Origin of the sequence: Variovorax sp. M-6 (assembly GCF_052114385.1) — a bacterium.
GTDB lineage: Bacteria > Pseudomonadota > Gammaproteobacteria > Burkholderiales > Burkholderiaceae_C > Variovorax.
Genome location: NZ_JBFREQ010000061.1, coordinates 1 through 17693 on the forward strand (window position 1 = coordinate 1; position 17693 = coordinate 17693).

Sequence of the window (17693 nt, forward strand, 5' to 3'; positions counted from 1 at the left end):
TCGGCGAAGCGCATGATGGCTTCCTCGACCCAGCCGCGCCGCGCCGCCGCGAGCAGGCCCAGCGCGGTGCCGACCACCAGCCCGATGCCCACGGCGATCACGCCGACCAGGATCGACGCCCGCGCACCGACCAGCAGCAGCGAGGCGACGTCGCGCCCGAAGGCGTCGGTGCCCAGCCAGTGCCGGGCCGAGGGCGCCTGCATCTTGTTGGCCATGTCCATCTCGTAGGGCGACCAGGGCGTCCAGACCAGAGAGACGGCCGCGGCCAGGAGCAGCAGCAGGCTCAGGACGGCGCCGATCGTGAAGCTGCGGTGGCGCAGCGCGCGGCGCCAGAAGCCTGGCACCTTGAAGGCGGCCGCGCTGGGCACCGGAGTGGGAAGGACACTCATATGTCGCTCGCCTTGATACGCGGGTCGATCACGGCGTACAGCACATCGACTACGAAATTGACGATGACGACCATCGCGGCCAGCAGCATCACGCAGTTGCGCACCACGATCAGGTCGCGGTTGCTGATGGCCTGGAAGATCAGCCGGCCGAGGCCCGGCAGGTAGAACACGTTCTCGACCACGATGGTGCCGGCGAGCAGTTCGGAGAACTGCATGCCCATCACCGTGATCACCGGGATCAGCGCATTGCGCAGCACATGGCGCCAGAGCACGGCGCGCTGCGACACGCCCTTGGCGCGCGCGGTGCGCACGAAGTCCTCGCGCATCACCTCGAGCACCGCCGAGCGCGTGATGCGCGCCAGGATCGCGGCCTGCACCACCGCCAGCGACAGCGCCGGCAGCAGCAGCGCCTTGAGCCCGGGCAGGATGCCTTCGCCCCAGCCCTCGAAGCCGCCGGCCGAGAACCACTGCAGCTGGACCGAGAACACCAGGATCAGCAGGATCGCGAACCAGAAGTTGGGAATCGCGATGCCGACCTGCGTCAGGCTCATGAGCCCGACGTCGCCGAGCTTGTTGTGGCGGGCGGCCGCGGTCACGCCGACCACCAGCGCCAGCACGGTGGTGAAGGCCATCGCGAGCAGGGCCAGCGGCACGGTCAGCGCCAGGCGCTCGAGGATCAGGTCGAGTACCGGCGAACTGTAGGCATAGCTGTCGCCGAGGTTGCCGGTCAGCAGGCCGCCGATCCAGTGCCAGTAGCGCGTCCAGGCCGGCTGGTCCAGGCCCAGCTTGGTGGCCAGTGCGGCCACCGCGTCGGGGGAAGCGTCCGGGCCCATGAGCATCTGCGCGGCGTTGCCGGGCAGGATCTCGAGGACCAGAAAGACGATGATCGAAGCGCCGACCAGGGTGGCGATCAAGGTCAGGAAACGCTTGAAAAGAAACAGACTCATAGGGCGGGCCGCAGCATAACCCGACACGCAACGTCCATGCCCGAGTTGATCGATAATCGTTGCATGGCCCTGATGATCACCGACGAATGCATCAATTGCGATGTCTGCGAGCCGGAGTGCCCCAACGACGCGATCTACATGGGCGTGGAGATCTACGAGATCGACCCGCACAAGTGCACCGAGTGCGTGGGCCACTTCGACGAACCGCAGTGCGTGCAGGTGTGCCCGGTCGCCTGCATCCCGACGCATCCGGAGTACGTCGAGACGCGCGAGACCCTGTGGCAGAAGTTCGAGCGTCTCGCGGCGGAGAAGGCTGCCAAGGCGGCGGCGCAGGCGGGTCCGGCGGCCGCCTCGGCACCCTAGCTGTTCGGGTCGTTCGCGGCGCCTGGCTTGGGGCGCTTCTTCTTGCTCGCCAGCGGCGGCTGCTGCGCGCCCACGTACTGCGGATCCTTCCTTGCCTTGCCTTTCTTCAGCGCGCTGTCCCTGGGATTCGGCGCGGCGTCCCGCGCGCGCGGCGCGTTGTCTATCAGGGCGGCCTGCCCGGGCCCTTGCGTGGCTTCGAGGCGCCGCCGGTCGCCTTCCATGCGCACCGCCTCGGCGCGAACATCGCGCGTCGCCTGGTCGGCAGCGCGTTTTTGCTCCGCGCTGCGTGCGTCGTCGAGTTCCACGACCTGGCCGGCCTTGCAAGGCTGGTCCGTGTAGGTGTTTCCGCAGCGCCAGATGCCGCTTGCGCCTTGCGCCTGCGCGGCCCAATGAATGCAGGCGCCCGCCAGCAGCAGGCTGCCCTGGGCTGCGATTCGTGTGTGTGACAGTCTCATTCTTGTTGTCTCCCTTTTCCTTCTTCTCTCTCGCTTCCGCTAGCCCGCGGCGGGTGTACCCCCGTCGCCGGGCTCGCGCCGCGGTGGTTTGGGGCGCGGCGGCTTGCTCGTGTGAATGAGCAGGGTCGCCTTGTCCATTTCGCCGGCCACCAGCGCCGGGAAGGCGTGCAGCGTGCGCACGATCGCGTCCTCGATCGCCTCGCGTTGTTCCTTCAGCGGCTTCTTCAGCACCCAGTTCACGACCTCGGACTTCACGCCCGGGTGGCCGATGCCGAGCCGCAGCCGCCAGTAGTCGCCGGTGCCGAGCTGGGCGTGGATGTCGCGCAGGCCGTTGTGGCCGGCGTGGCTGCCGCCGAACTTGAGCTTGGCCTGCCCCGGGACCACATCGAGCTCGTCGTGTGCGACCAGGATCTCGTTCGGCTCGATCTTGAAGAAGCGCGCCAGCGCGGCCGTCGACTTGCCCGAGAGATTCATGAAGGTCTGCGGCTCGAGCAGCCAGAGCGGCTTGCCGCCGACCTGCGTGCGCGCCACCAGCCCGTGGTAGCTGCGCTCGGGAGAGAGCGTGAGCTTGAGGTCGCGGGCGAGTGCGTCGATCCACCAGAAGCCGGCGTTGTGGCGCGTGGCTTCGTATTCAGGGCCAGGGTTACCGAGGCCGACAAACAGCTTGATCATAAAAAGGGATTGTGACTTGCGCCCGGGAAACGCAAACGGCCCGCACTGGGCGGGCCGTCGAAGCGCGATCGCGGGAAGAATTACTTCTTCTTCGCGGGCGCCTTGGCGTCGGCCTTGGCGGCGGGTGCGGCAGCGCCCTCGGCGCCTTCGGTGCCGGCTGCGGGCTCTTCAGCGACCAGCGGCGGCACGGCGGAAACCACCACCGGGTTGACCTTGCCGTGGCTCACGAACTTCACGCCCTTGGGCAGCTTGATGTCGTTGACGTGCACGGTGGCGTTCTTGGTCAGGCCCGACAGGTCGACTTCGATGAACTCGGGCAGGTCGGCCGGCAGGCAGCTGACTTCGAGTTCGGTCATCACGTGGTTCACGAGGTTGTGGTCGGTCTTGACGGCCACCGACTCTTCTTCACCCTTGTAGTGCAGCGGCACCTTGACCGTCATGCGGGTGCGGGCGTCGACGCGCTGGAAGTCGACGTGCTGCACGAGCTGGCGGAACGGGTGGTATTGCACGTCGCGCAGCAGCACCTTGGTGGTGGCACCGGCGAGTTCCATCTCGAGGATCGACGAGTGGAAGGCTTCCTTCTTGAGGGCGTGCCACAGCGCGTTGTGATCGATTTCGATCAGCTGGGGCTGGCTTTCGCCGCCGTAGACGATACCGGGCGTCTTGCCCGTGATGCGGAGACGGCGGCTCGCACCCGTGCCCTGCTTTGCGCGCTCAAAAGCGACGAATTTCATGGTTAGCTCCTGTGGAAGTCGACCGCGACCAGTGCGACTCCGGTTTCAAAATGGGCTTCCGCTGCGGGAAGCCCGGCTTTTTTCTCAGAACAGATTTTCCTGGTCCGAGAACAAACTCATCACCGACTCGCCCTTGGCGATGCGCTGGATCGTCTCGGCGATCAGCGGCGCCACGGAGAGTTGGCGGATCTTGGTGCAGCCCAACGCAGCGTCGGACAGCGGGATCGTGTTGGTCACGACCACCTCGTCGAGCGCCGACCCCTGGGCGATGCGCTCGATGGCGGGGCCCGAGAAGATCGGGTGCGTGCAATACGCGTAGACCTTCTTTGCGCCGCGTTCCTTCAGCACTTCGGCCGCCTTCACCAGCGTGCCGGCGGTGTCGATCATGTCGTCCATGATCACGCAGTTGCGGCCGTCGATCTCGCCGATCACGTGCATGACTTCGCTCACGTTGGCGCGCGGACGGCGCTTGTCGATGATCGCGAGGTCGCAATTCAGCTGCTTGGCCAGCGCCCGGGCGCGAACCACCCCGCCGACGTCGGGCGAGACCACGATCAGGTCTTCGTAGTTCTTCTGCCGCAGGTCGCCCAGGAGCACCGGCGAGGCATAGATGTTGTCGACCGGGATGTCGAAGAAGCCCTGGATCTGGTCGGCGTGCAGGTCCATGGTCAGCACGCGGGCCACGCCCACGGTCTCGAGCAGGTTGGCCACCACCTTGGCCGAGATCGGCACCCGGCTCGAACGCGGACGGCGGTCCTGGCGCGCATAGCCGAAGTACGGGATCACGGCACTGATGCGCTCGGCCGATGCGCGCTTGAGCGCGTCGACCATGATGAGCAGTTCCATCAGGTTCTCGTTGGTCGGCGCACAGGTCGACTGCACCACGAAGACGTCGCGGGCACGCACGTTCTGGTTGATCTCGACCGTGACTTCCCCGTCGGAGAAGCGGCCGACCCGGGCGGCCCCCAGCGAGGTGCCCAGGTTGTGCGAGATCTCGGCGGCAAGGCCCGGATTGGCGTTGCCGGTGAAAACCATGAAGTCAGGGTGTTGAGCCTGCATGAGTGCGTCCCGGCAATGCGAATTGGCTCTTTCGGGAGAGCCGCCAAAATTCTCGTGAATGAATTTGGCAGGGGAGAAAGGATTCGAACCTTTGCATGCTGGAATCAAAATCCAGTGCCTTAACCAGCTTGGCGACTCCCCTACACGGGTCAATGGCCAATGCCATCAACCGATATATGTCGCATCAATCCGCGTGAGCGGATTGATCTACCTCGTCAATCCGCTCACGCGGATTGATCCATCTCATCAGACCGCGCGAGCGATCCGATCTTAACTTCAGGCTGCCCAGCCCACGAGGGGATGAACGGCCAAATTGCTGCACTTTCGAACCTGCCAGCCCTGGGGCGCCTCGGCGAGTTCCGCATCATGCGGCATTGTCGCAAACACCGAACTTCCCGAACCGGTCATCCGGGCCTTGAGTCCTTGGCGACCGAGCCATTCGATGGCTTCGGTGACCGCGGGACAAAGCCGCTGGGCAACCGGCTGCAAGTCGTTTCGACCAAATTCCAGGAAACCCGGTTCGCCGAGTTTATCAACCTGGCCTTGGTGCGATTCGCTGTGTGCAGCAAAGCCCGAGATTATAGCAGTCGGTGTGGCGCGTTGCAGGTCAGGTGCTGCAAAAATTTGTCGGGTATCGAGTCCTTCGGGCGGTTTGACGACCGCGAAGCGCCCTGGCGGCAGGGTGACAGGGGTGATTTTTTCGCCTATTCCCTCGACCCAGGCATTCTGTCCGCGCAGGAAGAAGGGCACGTCGGCGCCCAGGCCGAGACCGATCTGTTCCAGTGTCGACAGCGGCAGCTTCAGGCCCCAGAGGCGATTCAGGGCCAGCAGGCAGGTGGCGGCGTCGGAAGAACCGCCGCCCATCCCCGCCTGCGCCGGCACCTGCTTGGCGACGCCGATATGGGCACCGAGCGGCGTTTGCGCAGCGGATTGCAGGGCCCTGGCGGCGCGCACGATCAGGTCGTCGGCCGGCAGCGCCGTGGTGAGGTCTTCGCGCGTGATCGCGCCGTCGTCGCGCCTTTCGACATGCAGCGTGTCGCACCAGTCGATCAGCATGAAGACGGACTGCAGCAGGTGGTAGCCGTCGGCACGCCTGCCCGTGATGTGCAGGAAGAGGTTGAGCTTGGCCGGCGCCGGGAGGTCGTAGATCGCCTTCATGCGCGCTCGAACACGATGCGCAGGTCGGCACGGGGCTGCGGCGACTCGCGCGTGGCCTGCAAGCGTCCGGCGGAGACCTGTGACAGGTCGGGCCGCCATCCTGGCACCCGCTCGTCGCGGCCGGCCAGCCAGGCGAAGAGGGCGCCGACCGGGATCGCCGCACCGGTCGCGGCCTCGATCAGCGCATCGACCGAGTCATAGCGGCGCGTCTCGCTGCCGTTCCTGAGCAGCGCCTCGCCGGGCGCCCAGTGGAGCTGGGCCAGGGTGCTGCCGATCGGGCTCGTGAGGATGAGTTCGCCGGCTTGCGGCGCGCCGCGCAACTCGAACAGGGCCGAGAAGCTCTGGTTGGGGTCGCCTTCGACGCGCAGCGACAGGCGACCGCTCCAGGCCGCGTGGCCGCCGGCGGGCGGGCCTCCGGGGCTCGCGCAGCTGGCCAGCAGCAGGCCGGCCCAGCCGGCCAGCAGCACCCCGCGCCGATTCAAAGCTTCACGTGCAGGCGCTTGAGCGTTTCCTGCAGCGTCTCGTTGTCCGCATCCGCGAGCGACGCTTCCTTCCAGATGGCCACCGCGCGGTCGCGCTGGCCGGCGGCCCACAGCACCTCGCCCAGGTGGGCGCCGATTTCCGGATCGGGCCGGCGCTTGTACGCGTCCTCGAGGACGCGCAGCGCCTCGGCCGTGTTGCCCAGCCGGTACTCGACCCAGCCCAGGCTGTCGGCGATGAACGGATCGTCGGGTGCCAGCTGCACGGCTTTCTGGATCAGCGTGCGGGCCTCTTCCAGCCGCACCTTGCGATCGGCCAGCGAATAGCCGAGCGCGTTGTAGGCGTTCTGGTTGTCCGGCTTGAGATCGATCACGCGGCGCAGCAGGCGCTCCATCTCGTCGAGCCGATTCAGCTTCTCGGCCACCATGGCCTGGTCGTAGATCAGGTCGGTGTCGGTGGGCGCCGCCGCGCTGGCCTGGGCCAGCATGTCGAACGCGGCCTGGTGCTGCTTGGCATCGCGCAGCAGCTGCACTTCGGTCAGGAACTTCTGCTTCTTCTCGTCCGCGGTGCGTTCGGGCAGGCTGCGCACCAGTTCGCGCGCTTCGGGAAGCTTGCCCTGGCGCGCGAGCAGCGCGGCACGCCGCGCCTGTGCGCCGATCAGGTCGTCGGTGCTGTCGATGCGGGCCAGCCAGGCTTCGGCGCCGGCGAAGTCCTTGCGCCGCTCCGACAGCTGCGCCATCAGCAGGTAGGCCTGGGTCAGTCCGCGCTCGCGGCCTTCGGGGTCGCGCAGCGTGGGCGCGAGCGAGATGAAGCGCTTGAGCGAGGCCTCGGCCGCCTTGTCCTGGCGCGCCTGGGTCTGGAGGCTGCCGAGCAGCAACCAGGGCTCGGGCAATTCGGGTCGGGCCGCCGTGAGGGTCGAGAGTTCGGCCGAGGCTTCCGCGTAACGACGGCCTTCGACCAGCACGCGGGCGTAGGCGACGCGCATTTCGGGCTGCGCCTTCGGCCCGGCGAGGTAGCGCTTGACGATCGGTTCGGCCAGCGGCTGGCTGGGGTCGATCAGGTCCAGCGCCACCAGGGCGGGCCCTTCCGCGGAGGGGTCCAGCTGCTGGCCCTTGATGGCGGCTTCGAGCGCGCCGGGTGTGTCGCCTGCGGCAAGACGCAGGCGGCCGACCGTGGCCCAGGCGGCGCCGCCGGTCGCCGGGCTCGCGAGTTCGTCGGCCAGCGCCTGTTCGACCACCGAGGCCGCAAGTTTCTTGTCCGTGGCCCTCGAATAGTTGCGCGCGATGACGGCCATCAGGAACGGCCGCTCGACCTGCGGGGTGGCGGCGATCTCCGCGCGCAGCGGCTCGACCGTATCGGCGATGCGGTTCAGCGCGATCAGGATCTGGAGCTCGAAGCGGCGAGCCTCCCTCGAGTCGGGCAGCGTTTCCTTCCAGGCTCGGGCGGCCGCCAGGGCGGAATCGCCCGAGCGCGCCTGCAGCGCGATCTCGACCGCGCGCTGGAACAGCTTGCCGTCACGCGCGCGCCGCGCCGCGTCGAGCACCAGCCCGTAGGCGGTGCCGGGGTCGGAGCGTGCGTTGAGTTCGCCCAGCAGCACTTCGTAGAACAGCTCGGCGGACATGGCCGAAGGCTGGGCCGGCGATGGCGCCTTGGCCGCCGGGGGTTGTCCTGCAGGGTCGACGAGAGGGGCGGGGCTGGTGGGCGCTGCGGCTGGCGCTTCGGTCTGGCCCTGCGCTGCGAGCGCGATCAGGGCCAGGAAAGCGGCCGCCGCAAGGCGGGATCGGCGAAGCAGGAAGGTCATCGAAGCCATAATAATCCAAGGCTTTTGCGCCATGTCGCGTGGGGCTTCAACGCCGGCGTGTTTTCATGTCAGTCTTCTCCCATGCCTGAACTCCCCGAAGTCGAAGTCACCCGCCGCGGAATCGCCGATCGCATTGCGGACGCCCGCATCGATGCGGTGCGCCTCGGAAAGCCCCTGCGCTGGGCGCTGGCGGTCGAGCCCGGCGCACTCGTCGGGCGCACCGTGCGCGCGGTGCGCCGGCGCGGCAAATACCTGCTGGTCGACCTCGATGCCGGCCTCCTGCTCCTGCATCTGGGCATGTCCGGCAGCCTGCGCTTCGACGACGTGCTGCCTGCGCCGGGCGCGCACGACCATTTCGACCTGGTCACCAGCCGTGGCACGCTGCGGCTCAACGATCCGCGCCGATTCGGCGCCGTGGTCTTCGTGGAGGACGAGGGTTCGCCGCTCGCACGCAAGCTGCTTGGCGGGCTGGGCATGGAGCCGCTCGGCGACGGCTTCGATTTCGAGGCCTTCCACGCCGGCCTGCGCCGGCGCCGTGCGCCGATCAAGCAGGTGCTGCTGGCCGGCGACGTGGTGGTGGGCGTGGGCAACATCTACGCTTCCGAGGCGCTCTTTCTGGCCGGCATCCGGCCGACGCTGGCGGCGGCGCGGATCAGCCGGCCGCGCGCGCTGCGCCTGCATGCCGCGGTGCGCGACATCCTGGCGCGCGCGGTCGAGCGCGGCGGCAGCACCTTGCGCGACTTCTCGAACGTGGACGGCCAGAGCGGCTACTTCCAGCTCGAAGCCACCGTTTACGGCCGCAAGGGCGAGCCGTGCCGGGTCTGCGCGACACCGGTGCGGGCGATCCGGCAGGGCCAGCGCGCCACCTATTTCTGTCCTGTGTGCCAAAAGCACTGAATCGCGCGGGCGAATGACTTCCGTTGCGCGTGCCGATGCTATATTTTGTAAGTCGCCTTTACAAATCCTGCCTTGACCGATTCCTTCAATCAGCAATTCGACAAGCACGGCGCTTGGCGGCGCAATTTTGCGCACCGGCTCAAGTGGTTGTCCCGCTGGCTGAATGAGAACGAATTACTGAACCAGAGCGTGGCCGAGCGGCTGCGGGACCTGGAGTCCCAGCTGCGCACCAGCAAGGTCATGGTGGCGTTCGTGGCCGAGTTCTCGCGCGGCAAGTCCGAGCTGATCAACGCGATCTTCTTTGCCGGCTACGGCCGGCGGATCATGCCGGCCAGCGCGGGCCGCACGACCATGTGCCCGACCGAGCTGGGCTATGACGCCGCGTTGCCGCCGAGCCTGCGGCTGCTGCCGATCGAAACCCGGCTCGAAGCTCACTCGCTCGCGCACTGGCGCGACGAGCCCGAACGCTGGACCGAGATCGCGATCGATGTCGAGAACGCCGAGCACCTGTCGGAGGCGATGAGCAAGGTCGCGGAAGTCCGCTGGGTGCCGCTGGCCGAAGCCCGGGCGCTGGGCTTCTGGAGCGACGACGTGCCCGACGACAACCCGGTGCCCGATTCGGACGGACGGGTCGAGATCCCGCGCTGGCGCCATGCGGTGCTGAACATGCCGCACCCGTTGCTGGAGCAGGGTCTGGTGATCCTCGACACACCCGGCCTCAACGCCATCGGCGCCGAGCCGGAGCTCACCGTGAGCCTGATCCCGCAGGCCCACGCGGTGGTCTTCATCCTTGGCGCGGACACCGGCGTGACGCGGTCCGACCTCTCCATCTGGCGCGAGCACCTGGTCACCGAAGGCGATCTCACCGACACCCGGATCGTGGTGCTCAACAAGATCGACACCATGTGGGACATCCTGAGCACGCCGGCCCAGGTCGATGCCCAGATCCAGCGCCAGCGCAAGGGCGCAGCCGAACTGCTCGGCGTGCCGCTGCCGCAGGTGCTGCCGGTGTCGGCGCAAAAGGGGCTGCAGGCCAAGATCCGCCGCGACGCGCCGCTGTTGCAGGCCAGCCGGCTGCCGGCGCTGGAGGCCGTGCTCGGCGAGGGCCTGCTCGGCAAGCGCGAGCTCATGCTGCGCCTGGCCGTCGACGCCGGCATCGTCGCGCTCAGGGCCGAGGCGGCGCGCATCCTCAACGTGCGCCAGCGCGACCTGTCCGAGCAGGCGCTCGAACTGCAGGGCCTGCGCGGCAAGAACGGATCGGTGATTCGCCACATGCGTTCGCGCATCGAGCAGGAACAGACCGAGTTCGAGGGCAGCAACGCCCGCATCCTGGCGCTGCGCTCGGTGCAGGGCAAGCTGCTGCGCGAGGTCTATGCGGTGCTCGGCAGCACCGCGCTCAAGGCCGACATGGCCCGGCTCGCCGCGGCCCTCAAGCGGCGCGGCCTCAAGTTCAGCGTGCGCAAGGTCTACGGCGAGACCTTCGACTCGCTGCGCAACAATCTGCGCGAGGTGCAGGCGACCAGCGCCGAGATCCAGTCGATGCTGCATGCGACCTTCCGCCAGCTCAACGCCGAGCACGGCTTCACGCTGCAGGCGCCGCCCGAGCCCGACCTGTCGGACTTCGAGCTGCAACTGAGCCAGATCGAACGCAGCCACCTCCACTACCTGAGCGTGGGCAACCTGCTCAAGCTGGCCCAGCCGGATTTCTGCGACAAGCTGGTGCGCGCGCTGGCGAGCCGGTTGCGCGTGGTCAACGAGGCCGCCATGACCGAGGTGGAGCGTTGGAGCAAGGGGGCGGGCGCCCAACTCGACGCGCAGCTCAAGGAACGGCGCCGCAATTTCACCAAGCGGATCGAGGCGGTCGAACGCATCCAGGGCGCGGCGGGCAATCTCGACGAGCGCCTGGCGGAACTGGCGGCGCAGGAAGGCAGTCTCGGGGAACTGCACCGGCGCCTGCTCGAACTCACCACCCTGCTCGCCAGCAACGAAGCGCCGAACGCCCCGGCGGCGCGCGAACTCAGTGCGGCTTGATATGGCTCTCCCCCAGGTTGGCTCACTTCGTGTAGCCCGCCTCGAGTCGCTGCCAGAGGCAGCGGCTCTTCGGGCCGTCCAGGCCTGCGCAGGCAGGCCCGGAGCCGCGGCCCTCAGCCCCCTCGCCGGGGGCAACACCAGCGGCCCGGCGAAGCCGGTTCCGCGGTGTTTCTGGCCTTGACAGCGCCGGTTTCATGCGGCGTGGGTCACACGCGGGTGCCGGTTTTCGCGGAGCGCGTCGTCGCTTGGCAGCGCAGCCACGGGCGCAGCGAGCTGCCTTGGCAGAACACCCAGGATCCCTACCGCGTCTGGCTGTCCGAAGTGATGCTGCAGCAGACGCAGGTCTCGACCGTGCTGGGCTACTTCGCGCGCTTCCTGGCGCGCTTCCCGTCGGTGGCGGCGCTTGCGGCAGGCACCGAGGACGAGGTGTTTGGACTCTGGAGCGGTCTGGGCTACTACAGCCGTGCGCGCAACATGCATCGTTGCGCGCAGGAAGTGGTCTCGCGCTTCGGCGGCGAATTCCCGCGCACTGCGGCCGAGCTCCAAACCTTGCCCGGCATCGGCCGCTCGACCGCTTCGGCGGTCGCGGCTTTCTGCTTCGGCGAGCGGGTCGCGATCCTCGACGGCAACGTGAAGCGGGTGCTCACGCGATTGCTGGCCTTCGACGGCGACATGTCTTCCGCGGCCCAGGAACGCCTGCTGTGGAACGAGGCCACCGAACTGCTGCCGCCGGCGAAGGATCGACCCGCCATCGCCCGCTACACCCAGGGCCTGATGGATCTGGGCGCCACGGTCTGCCTGCCGCGCAAGCCCAGTTGCATGATCTGCCCGGTCAGCGACCTGTGCGCGGCACGCGAACAGGGCGCACCCGAAAGCTATCCGGTCAAGACGCGCAAGCTGCGGCGCACTTCCCAGTCCCTGTGGATGTTGCTGGCCCGGGACGCGCAAGGGCGCGTGTGGCTGGAGAAGCGGCCGTCGCGCGGCATCTGGGCCGGGCTCTACTGCCTGCCGGTCTTCGAGAGCCGTGACGCGCTGCTGGAAATGCTGAGCGCCAAGGACCGCGCCAACGCCCGCGATGACGCCGTCTTCCTGCATGTGCTGACGCACAAGGACCTGCATCTGCATCCGGTCGACGTCGACAGCCGAGGCACAAAGCCGATGGCCGAAGAGGGCGCATGGTTCGCCACCGACGAGTGGGCCGCGCTCGGGCTGCCCGCACCGGTGCGCAAGCTGCTGGGCGCCGGCGGATCAGGCTCCGTCTAGCTCGCGGTGGCGCTTGAGCGCGGCCCAGCGGGCGCCGAAGCCGCGCGCCAGCTGCTCCACCAGAAACACCGAGCGGTGCTGGCCGCCGGTGCATCCGATGGCCACCGTGACGTAGCTGCGATGGTCGCGCGCCAGGGCGTCGAGCCAGCGGCCCAGGAACTGCTCGATGTCGCCGTACATCCGGGCCACGTCCTGGTCGTCGCGCAGCCACTCGATCACGGGCGCATCGCGTCCGGTCAGCGCCCGCAGCGCCGGCACGTAGTGCGGATTGGGCAGCATGCGGACGTCGAACACGAAGTCGGCGTCGAGCGGCACGCCGCGCTTGAACGCGAAGGACTCGAACACCAGCGTGAGCGCGCTTTCGGGTGCCGAGATCAGCGCCTTGACGTAGCTCTGCAGCTGGGCCGGGCGGATGATGCTGGTGTCGACCACGTCGGCGCCATCGCGCAGGTCCGCCAGCAGTTCGCGCTCGAGCTCGATCGCCTGGATCAGGACGCGCTGCTGCTCCGGCGCATCGGTGCGGCCTTCCTGGCGCGACAGCGGGTGCCGGCGCCGGGTTTCGGAATAGCGGCGCACCAGCGCATCGGTGGTGGCGTCGAGGAACAGCGAGCGCAACGACACGCCCTGCTGCCGCAGGCCTTCGAGCTGGTGCGGCACCAGCGGCAGCGAGACGCCGCTTCGCACGTCCATCGCGATCGCGACCTTGGCCGCCTGCTGTTGCTGCTGCAGCGCGATGAAAGGCGAGAGCAGTTCGGGAGGCAGGTTGTCGACACAGTAGTAGCCGGCATCTTCGAGCGCATGCAGGGCGACGGACTTCCCGGAGCCCGACATGCCGGTGATCAGTACGAGCTCGAGGCTCATGGCGCCGCCACCGTCGTCTTCTGCCCCAGCATCTCGCGCGCATGCGCCAGCGAAGTGCGGGATACGCGTTCGCCGCCCAGCATGCGGGCGATTTCCTGGGCCCGGCCTTCGTCGTCGATCGCCGCCACGCTGCTCTCGGTGCGCGCGGCATCCTGGCCCTTGGCGGCGGTCTGCCGCTTGGCGACCACGAGGTGGTGGTCGGCGCAGGCCGCCACCTGCGGCAGGTGGGTCACGGCCAGCACCTGGCGGTCGCGGCCGAGCTGTTTCATGAGCCGGCCGACGGTTTCGGCCACGGCGCCGCCGACGCCGGCATCGACCTCGTCGAAGATCAGGGTCTGGGCGGCGCCGAGCTCGCTGGTCGTGACCGCGATGGCCAAGGCGATGCGCGAGAGTTCGCCGCCGGAAGCCACCTTGCCGATCGAGCGCGGCGTGCTGCCCGCATGTCCGCTGACCAGGAAGGCGATGTCTTCGAGGCCGGAACGGCTCGGTTGCGCGAAGGGCTGCAGCGCGACCTCGAAGCGGCCGCCCTTCATGCCGAGTTCCTGCATGGCCTGCGTGACCGCCTGCGCGAGCTTGGGCGCGGCCTGCTTGCGGGCCTTGGCCAGCGCCTTGGCCTCTTTCAGGTAGACCTGTTGCGCCGATTGCTCGGCGCGTTCGAGCCCCTCGAGGTCGCTCTGGGCGTCGAGCGCCTTCAGCTCGGCCTGCCAGCCGGCGAACAGCGCGGGCAGCTCGGCCGGTGTGCGCCGGTAGCGGCGGGCCAGGGACATCCAGAGGCCCATGCGTTCGTCCAGCTCGGCCAGCCGTTCGGGGTCGGTGTCGGCCTGGCGCAGGTAGCTGTGCAGCGAATGCGCGGCATCCGAGGCCTGGGCCACGCTGGAAGCGAGCACCTCGCCCAGCGCCTTGAATTCCGGCTCGATGTGCTCGCAGTTCTGCAGCAGCGTGAGCGCGCGGGCGAGCGCGGCCAGGGCGCCGCTGTCGTCGTCCTCGAGCGCGCTGCTGGCGCCTTCGGCGGCATCGATCAGTGCCTGGGCGTTGGAGATGCGGCTGTGGCTGGCCGTGAGTTCTTCCCACTCGTCCTCGCCCGGCGCCAGCTTCGCGACCTCGGCCACCTGCCATTGGAGGCGCTCCCGTTCGCGCAGCAGGGAGTCTTGCGCCGAGCGTGCGTTCTCGAGCGCGGCGATTGCTTGCCGCCAGCCTTGCCAGGCGGTCTCGAGTGCGCCGGTGTCGACGCCGGCGTAGGCGTCGAGCAGGCCGCGCACGGCGTCCGGCCGCGTCAGGCTTTGCCAGGCGTGCTGGCCGTGGATGTCGAGCAATCGGTCGCCGAGCTCGCGCAGCTGGGTGGCGGTGGCCGCACTGCCGTTGATCCAGCCGCGGCTGCGGCCCTGGAGATCGACCGTGCGGCGCAGCAACAGGGCATCGCCGCCCTCGAAGCCGCCTTCCTCCAGCCAGTCGGCCAGGCCCGGGTCGGTGTCGAACTCGACGCTCACGTCCAGCCGCTCGGCGCCTTCGCGCACCGAGCCGGCATCGGCCCGGTTGCCCAGCGCCAGCTGCAGCGCGTCGATCAGGATGGACTTGCCGGCACCGGTCTCGCCGGTGAGCACCGTGAACCCGCCGGACAGATCGAGCTCGAGCGCTCGCACGATCACGAAATCCCGCAGCGCAATGCGCCTCAACGCCATCTCAAGATCCCCCTTCGTTCCAGTGCAGTTTCCGGCGCAAGGTGTCGAAATAGCTCCAGCCCTTGGGGTGCAGGAAGCGCACCCGGTAGTCGGAGCGGCGCACCATCACCTTGTCGCCGATGGCCAGCGTGGCCAGCGATTGCATGTCGAAATTGGCGCTGGCGTCGCGCCCGCCGACCAGTTCGATCGTGACCTCGTCCGCGTCCGGCAGCAGCAGCGGCCGGTTCGACAGCGTGTGCGGCGCGATCGGCACCAGCACCCAGCCCCGCACCGCGGGATGCAGCAGCGGCCCGCCGGCCGACAGCGCATAGGCGGTCGAGCCGGTGGGGGTCGCGATGATCATGCCGTCGGCGCGCTGGTTGGCGACGAAATGGTGGCCCACTGTGACCCGCAGCTCGACCATGCCCGAGGTGGCGCCGCGGTTGACCACCACGTCGTTCATTGCCAGGGTGTCGAACACCGATTCGTCGCCGCGCATCACCCGCGCCTTCATCAGCGTGCGCAGGTCTTCCTCGTAGTCGCCGGCCAGCATCGGGATCAGCGTCGCCTGGTAGTTGTCGAGCGAGATGTCGGTGATGAAGCCGAGCCGGCCGCGATTGATGCCGATCAGCGGCACGTCGTGCGGCGCGAGCTGGCGACCGATGCCGAGCATCGTGCCGTCGCCGCCGACCACCAGCCCGAGCTCGCATTGCTGGCCGATTTCTTCCACCGTCAGCGCGGGGTAGGGGCCGGTTTCGACGGCGTCGGAATGCGATTTCTCGACGAACACCTTGCAGCCCTGCGATTCGAGGAAGGCGCCGATGCCTTCCATGACGTTGTCCTGCGCGCCGCATTGCGCCCGGGCGCCGGAGGCCTGGTATTTACCGATCAACGCGACATGCCGAAAGCGGGAGCTCATTCACAAATTACAACATTAAAATCATTCGATGCTGGACGACCGTGCCAAGTTGCTGCTGAAGACTCTCGTCGAGCGCTACATCGCCGACGGGCAGCCCGTGGGATCGCGCACGCTTTCCCGTGCGCCGGGGCTGGATCTGTCGCCGGCGACCATCCGCAACGTGATGTCCGACCTCGAGGTGCTCGGGCTGATCGCAAGCCCCCACACTTCGGCGGGTCGCATCCCGACCGCGCGCGGCTATCGGCTCTTCGTCGACACCATGCTGACCGCGCAGCGCGAGCAGTTCACCTCCGCGCCGAGCCTGGCGGCCGACCAGCCGCAGAAGGTGATCGCCAATGCCGCCCACCTGCTGTCGAACATGTCGCAGTTCGTCGGCGTGGTGATGGCACCGCGCCGTGCCTCGGTGTTCCGGCAGATCGAGTTCCTGCGGCTCGCCGACCGCCGGCTGCTGGTGATCATCGTCGCGCCCGACGGCGATGTTCAGAACCGGGTGATCTTCCCCGAGGTCGACTACTCGCAGTCGCAGCTGGTCGAGGCGTCGAACTACATCAATGCCCACTTCGCCGGCCTGACGATCGAGCAGGTGCGCGACCGCCTGCAGTCCGAGGTCGAGCAATTGCGCGGCGAGATCGCGGCGCTGATGCAGGCCGCCGTGCAGGTCAGCTCCGAGGTCATGACCGAGGCCCAGGACGAAGTCGTGATCGCGGGCGAGCGCAACCTGCTGGCCGTGACCGACTTCTCCAGCGACATGAGCCACCTGCGGCGCGCGTTCGAGCTGTTCGAACACAAGACCCAGCTGATGCGCCTGCTGGATGTCTCGAGCCAGGCAGAGGGCGTGCGCATCTTCATCGGCGGCGAAAGCCAGGTGGTGCCCTTCGACGACCTGTCGATCGTCAGCGCGAACTACGAGGTCGACGGACAGGTGGTCGGCACGCTGGGCGTCATCGGTCCCACGCGGATGCCGTACGAGCGCATGATCCAGATCGTCGACATCACCTCGAAGCTGGTCACCAACGCGCTGAGCCACCGCAAGTAGGGCAGGGCGCCGTGGCCCACTAGAATCCGGGGCGCGTGGGCCGTTAGCTCAGTTGGTTAGAGCAGCGGACTCATAATCCGTTGGTCCCTGGTTCAAGCCCAGGACGGCCTACCAGGCATTCATTGAAGTTCAGGTCTGCTCCCGCGCTCGGTCTTTTGCAAAACAAAAACCGATGCGTCGACAGATCCCGAAAATTGGCGCTATAATCGAAAGCTGTGCGGCTGTAGCTCAGTTGGATAGAGTACTTGGCTACGAACCAAGGGGTCGTGGGTTCAATTCCTGCCAGCCGCACCACTCTCTCGAATGGCCTAGAGGATTTATCTCCTCTAGGCCATTTTTTTTGTCTGCAGGCTCAAACAGCCGCGTTCCGGCGATCGAGTGTGGCGAAGCGAATGATTGCTGTCTTGCGCTGTCTCCCGGACTGCGCGGCGTCTGACACCAGGGAGAGTTGGGCTGGCAATACTCTCGGATTGAGGGGGGGCCGCCATGGAGTTGCTGCAGGCGCTCGCCGATGAGGAGTTGCCTCGTCCAGGTAGCCCAGAAAAAGCCCGCCGAAGCGGGCAAGACCTTGGAGGGTCGGAGGAGAAGCTTCATGGTCGAGCGCATCGCTGAACGCAGCATGAATGGGCCTGCGGGCAGTGGGAGACAGACGGGCTCGATCGACCGGTCTCCCCACGCGTCGCGCCCGGGCGCTCAGTTCACTTCCACATTGATTCGTCGCGGCTGAGCGTGCTCCGCCTTCGGAATCCGCAGCTTGAGCACGCCCTGCGCCAGCTCCGCCGAGATCTTCTCGGTGTCGAGTTCCTTGCTCAGCGTGAAGACCCGATGGAAGCGGGCGACGCCGACCTCGGTGTGGGTGGACTGCAGCCCGTCGGGCACCGTCATGTCGATCTCTCCTTCGATGGTCAGCGAGTCGGATTCGACGTTCAGGTGCAGTTTGTCGCGCGGAACGCCGGGCAGGTCGGCATAC

18 protein-coding genes and 3 tRNA genes are annotated in these 17693 nt (G+C 67.8%); 7 read left to right on the forward strand and 14 right to left on the reverse strand.

Going from position 1 to position 17693, the window contains the following annotated elements; genetic code table 11:
* On the reverse strand, positions 1–389 hold a 389-nt coding region (locus AB4Z46_RS34050), incomplete at its 3' end, for an ABC transporter permease (RefSeq protein ID WP_442287973.1).
* Positions 386–1336, reverse strand: a complete 951-nt coding sequence (locus tag AB4Z46_RS34055; RefSeq protein ID WP_442287974.1) for an ABC transporter permease — start codon at positions 1334–1336, stop codon at positions 386–388. The genes AB4Z46_RS34055 and AB4Z46_RS34050, both read right to left, overlap by 4 nt.
* Positions 1337–1399: 63 nt before the next feature.
* Between AB4Z46_RS34055 and AB4Z46_RS34060 the strand changes: the two genes are divergently transcribed.
* Complete coding sequence (locus tag AB4Z46_RS34060) at positions 1400–1699, forward strand: YfhL family 4Fe-4S dicluster ferredoxin (RefSeq protein WP_442287975.1); 300 nt, start codon at positions 1400–1402, stop codon at positions 1697–1699.
* On the opposite strand, the gene AB4Z46_RS34065 is transcribed toward AB4Z46_RS34060, so the two are convergent.
* The 8 genes from AB4Z46_RS34065 to AB4Z46_RS34100 form a co-directional block, all read right to left on the reverse strand.
* Positions 1696–2154: a hypothetical protein gene (locus AB4Z46_RS34065; protein WP_442287976.1), complete on the reverse strand. Its 459-nt coding sequence runs from the start codon at positions 2152–2154 to the stop codon at positions 1696–1698. The genes AB4Z46_RS34060 and AB4Z46_RS34065 overlap by 4 nt on opposite strands.
* 39 nt (positions 2155–2193) lie before the next feature.
* Positions 2194–2826 (reverse strand): aminoacyl-tRNA hydrolase, encoded by a 633-nt coding sequence (gene pth / locus AB4Z46_RS34070; protein ID WP_442287977.1) that lies wholly within the window; start codon positions 2824–2826, stop codon positions 2194–2196.
* An 80-nt stretch (positions 2827–2906) separates the two neighbouring features.
* Complete coding sequence (locus AB4Z46_RS34075) at positions 2907–3560, reverse strand: 50S ribosomal protein L25/general stress protein Ctc (RefSeq protein ID WP_442287978.1); 654 nt, start codon at positions 3558–3560, stop codon at positions 2907–2909.
* Between the two features lie 84 nt (positions 3561–3644).
* The gene (locus tag AB4Z46_RS34080) at positions 3645–4619 is read right to left on the reverse strand and encodes a ribose-phosphate pyrophosphokinase (protein ID WP_286534710.1); all 975 of its coding nucleotides are present in this window, start codon (positions 4617–4619) and stop codon (positions 3645–3647) included.
* A 65-nt stretch (positions 4620–4684) separates the two neighbouring features.
* Positions 4685–4761: transfer RNA gene (locus AB4Z46_RS34085), tRNA-Gln, on the reverse strand.
* A 134-nt stretch (positions 4762–4895) separates the two neighbouring features.
* Complete coding sequence (gene ispE, locus AB4Z46_RS34090) at positions 4896–5777, reverse strand: 4-(cytidine 5'-diphospho)-2-C-methyl-D-erythritol kinase (protein ID WP_442287979.1); 882 nt, start codon at positions 5775–5777, stop codon at positions 4896–4898.
* A complete protein-coding gene (locus AB4Z46_RS34095; protein ID WP_442287980.1) occupies positions 5774–6259 on the reverse strand; it encodes a lipoprotein insertase outer membrane protein LolB in 486 nt (161 codons plus the stop codon). The genes ispE and AB4Z46_RS34095 overlap by 4 nt, the downstream gene beginning before the upstream one ends.
* Positions 6256–8058 carry a tetratricopeptide repeat protein gene (locus AB4Z46_RS34100; protein ID WP_442287981.1) on the reverse strand — a complete coding sequence of 601 codons (1803 nt, stop codon included), beginning with the start codon at positions 8056–8058 and terminating at the stop codon, positions 6256–6258. Before AB4Z46_RS34100 ends, AB4Z46_RS34095 begins: the two co-directional genes overlap by 4 nt.
* A gap of 81 nt (positions 8059–8139) precedes the next feature.
* On the opposite strand from AB4Z46_RS34100, the gene mutM reads away from it, so the two are divergent.
* The 3 genes from mutM to mutY all read left to right on the forward strand — a co-directional run bounded on the left by mutM (position 8140) and on the right by mutY (position 12249).
* A complete protein-coding gene (gene mutM / locus AB4Z46_RS34105; protein ID WP_442287982.1) occupies positions 8140–8955 on the forward strand; it encodes a bifunctional DNA-formamidopyrimidine glycosylase/DNA-(apurinic or apyrimidinic site) lyase in 816 nt (271 codons plus the stop codon).
* A 72-nt stretch (positions 8956–9027) separates the two neighbouring features.
* Positions 9028–10986, forward strand: a complete 1959-nt coding sequence (locus AB4Z46_RS34110; RefSeq protein WP_442287983.1) for a dynamin family protein — start codon at positions 9028–9030, stop codon at positions 10984–10986.
* Between the two features lie 171 nt (positions 10987–11157).
* Complete coding sequence (gene mutY, locus AB4Z46_RS34115) at positions 11158–12249, forward strand: A/G-specific adenine glycosylase (protein WP_442287989.1); 1092 nt, start codon at positions 11158–11160, stop codon at positions 12247–12249.
* Here the strand turns inward: mutY and rapZ are convergent.
* From rapZ to AB4Z46_RS34130, 3 genes are read right to left on the reverse strand one after another with little or no spacing between them, the layout of a single operon-like run.
* Positions 12235–13110, reverse strand: a complete 876-nt coding sequence (rapZ, locus tag AB4Z46_RS34120) for an RNase adapter RapZ (RefSeq protein ID WP_442287984.1) — start codon at positions 13108–13110, stop codon at positions 12235–12237. The genes mutY and rapZ overlap by 15 nt on opposite strands.
* Positions 13107–14789 (reverse strand): DNA repair protein RecN, encoded by a 1683-nt coding sequence (gene recN, locus AB4Z46_RS34125; protein WP_442287985.1) that lies wholly within the window; start codon positions 14787–14789, stop codon positions 13107–13109. Before recN ends, rapZ begins: the two co-directional genes overlap by 4 nt.
* A gap of 1 nt (position 14790) precedes the next feature.
* Positions 14791–15687: an NAD kinase gene (locus AB4Z46_RS34130; protein WP_442287986.1), complete on the reverse strand. Its 897-nt coding sequence runs from the start codon at positions 15685–15687 to the stop codon at positions 14791–14793.
* A 28-nt stretch (positions 15688–15715) separates the two neighbouring features.
* Here AB4Z46_RS34130 and hrcA point away from each other — a divergent pair, with 28 nt between their 5' ends.
* The 3 genes from hrcA (at position 15716) to AB4Z46_RS34145 (ending at position 17017) form a co-directional block, all read left to right on the forward strand.
* Entirely contained in the window at positions 15716–16723 is a 1008-nt protein-coding gene (hrcA, locus tag AB4Z46_RS34135) for a heat-inducible transcriptional repressor HrcA (protein WP_442287987.1), read from the forward strand.
* Between the two features lie 37 nt (positions 16724–16760).
* A tRNA-Ile gene (locus AB4Z46_RS34140) sits at positions 16761–16837 on the forward strand.
* Between the two features lie 103 nt (positions 16838–16940).
* A tRNA-Arg gene (locus tag AB4Z46_RS34145) sits at positions 16941–17017 on the forward strand.
* 399 nt (positions 17018–17416) lie between these two features.
* Here AB4Z46_RS34145 and AB4Z46_RS34150 read toward each other — a convergent pair.
* A partial coding sequence (locus tag AB4Z46_RS34150) for an Hsp20/alpha crystallin family protein (protein ID WP_442287988.1) occupies positions 17417–17693 on the reverse strand: 277 nt, incomplete at its 5' end.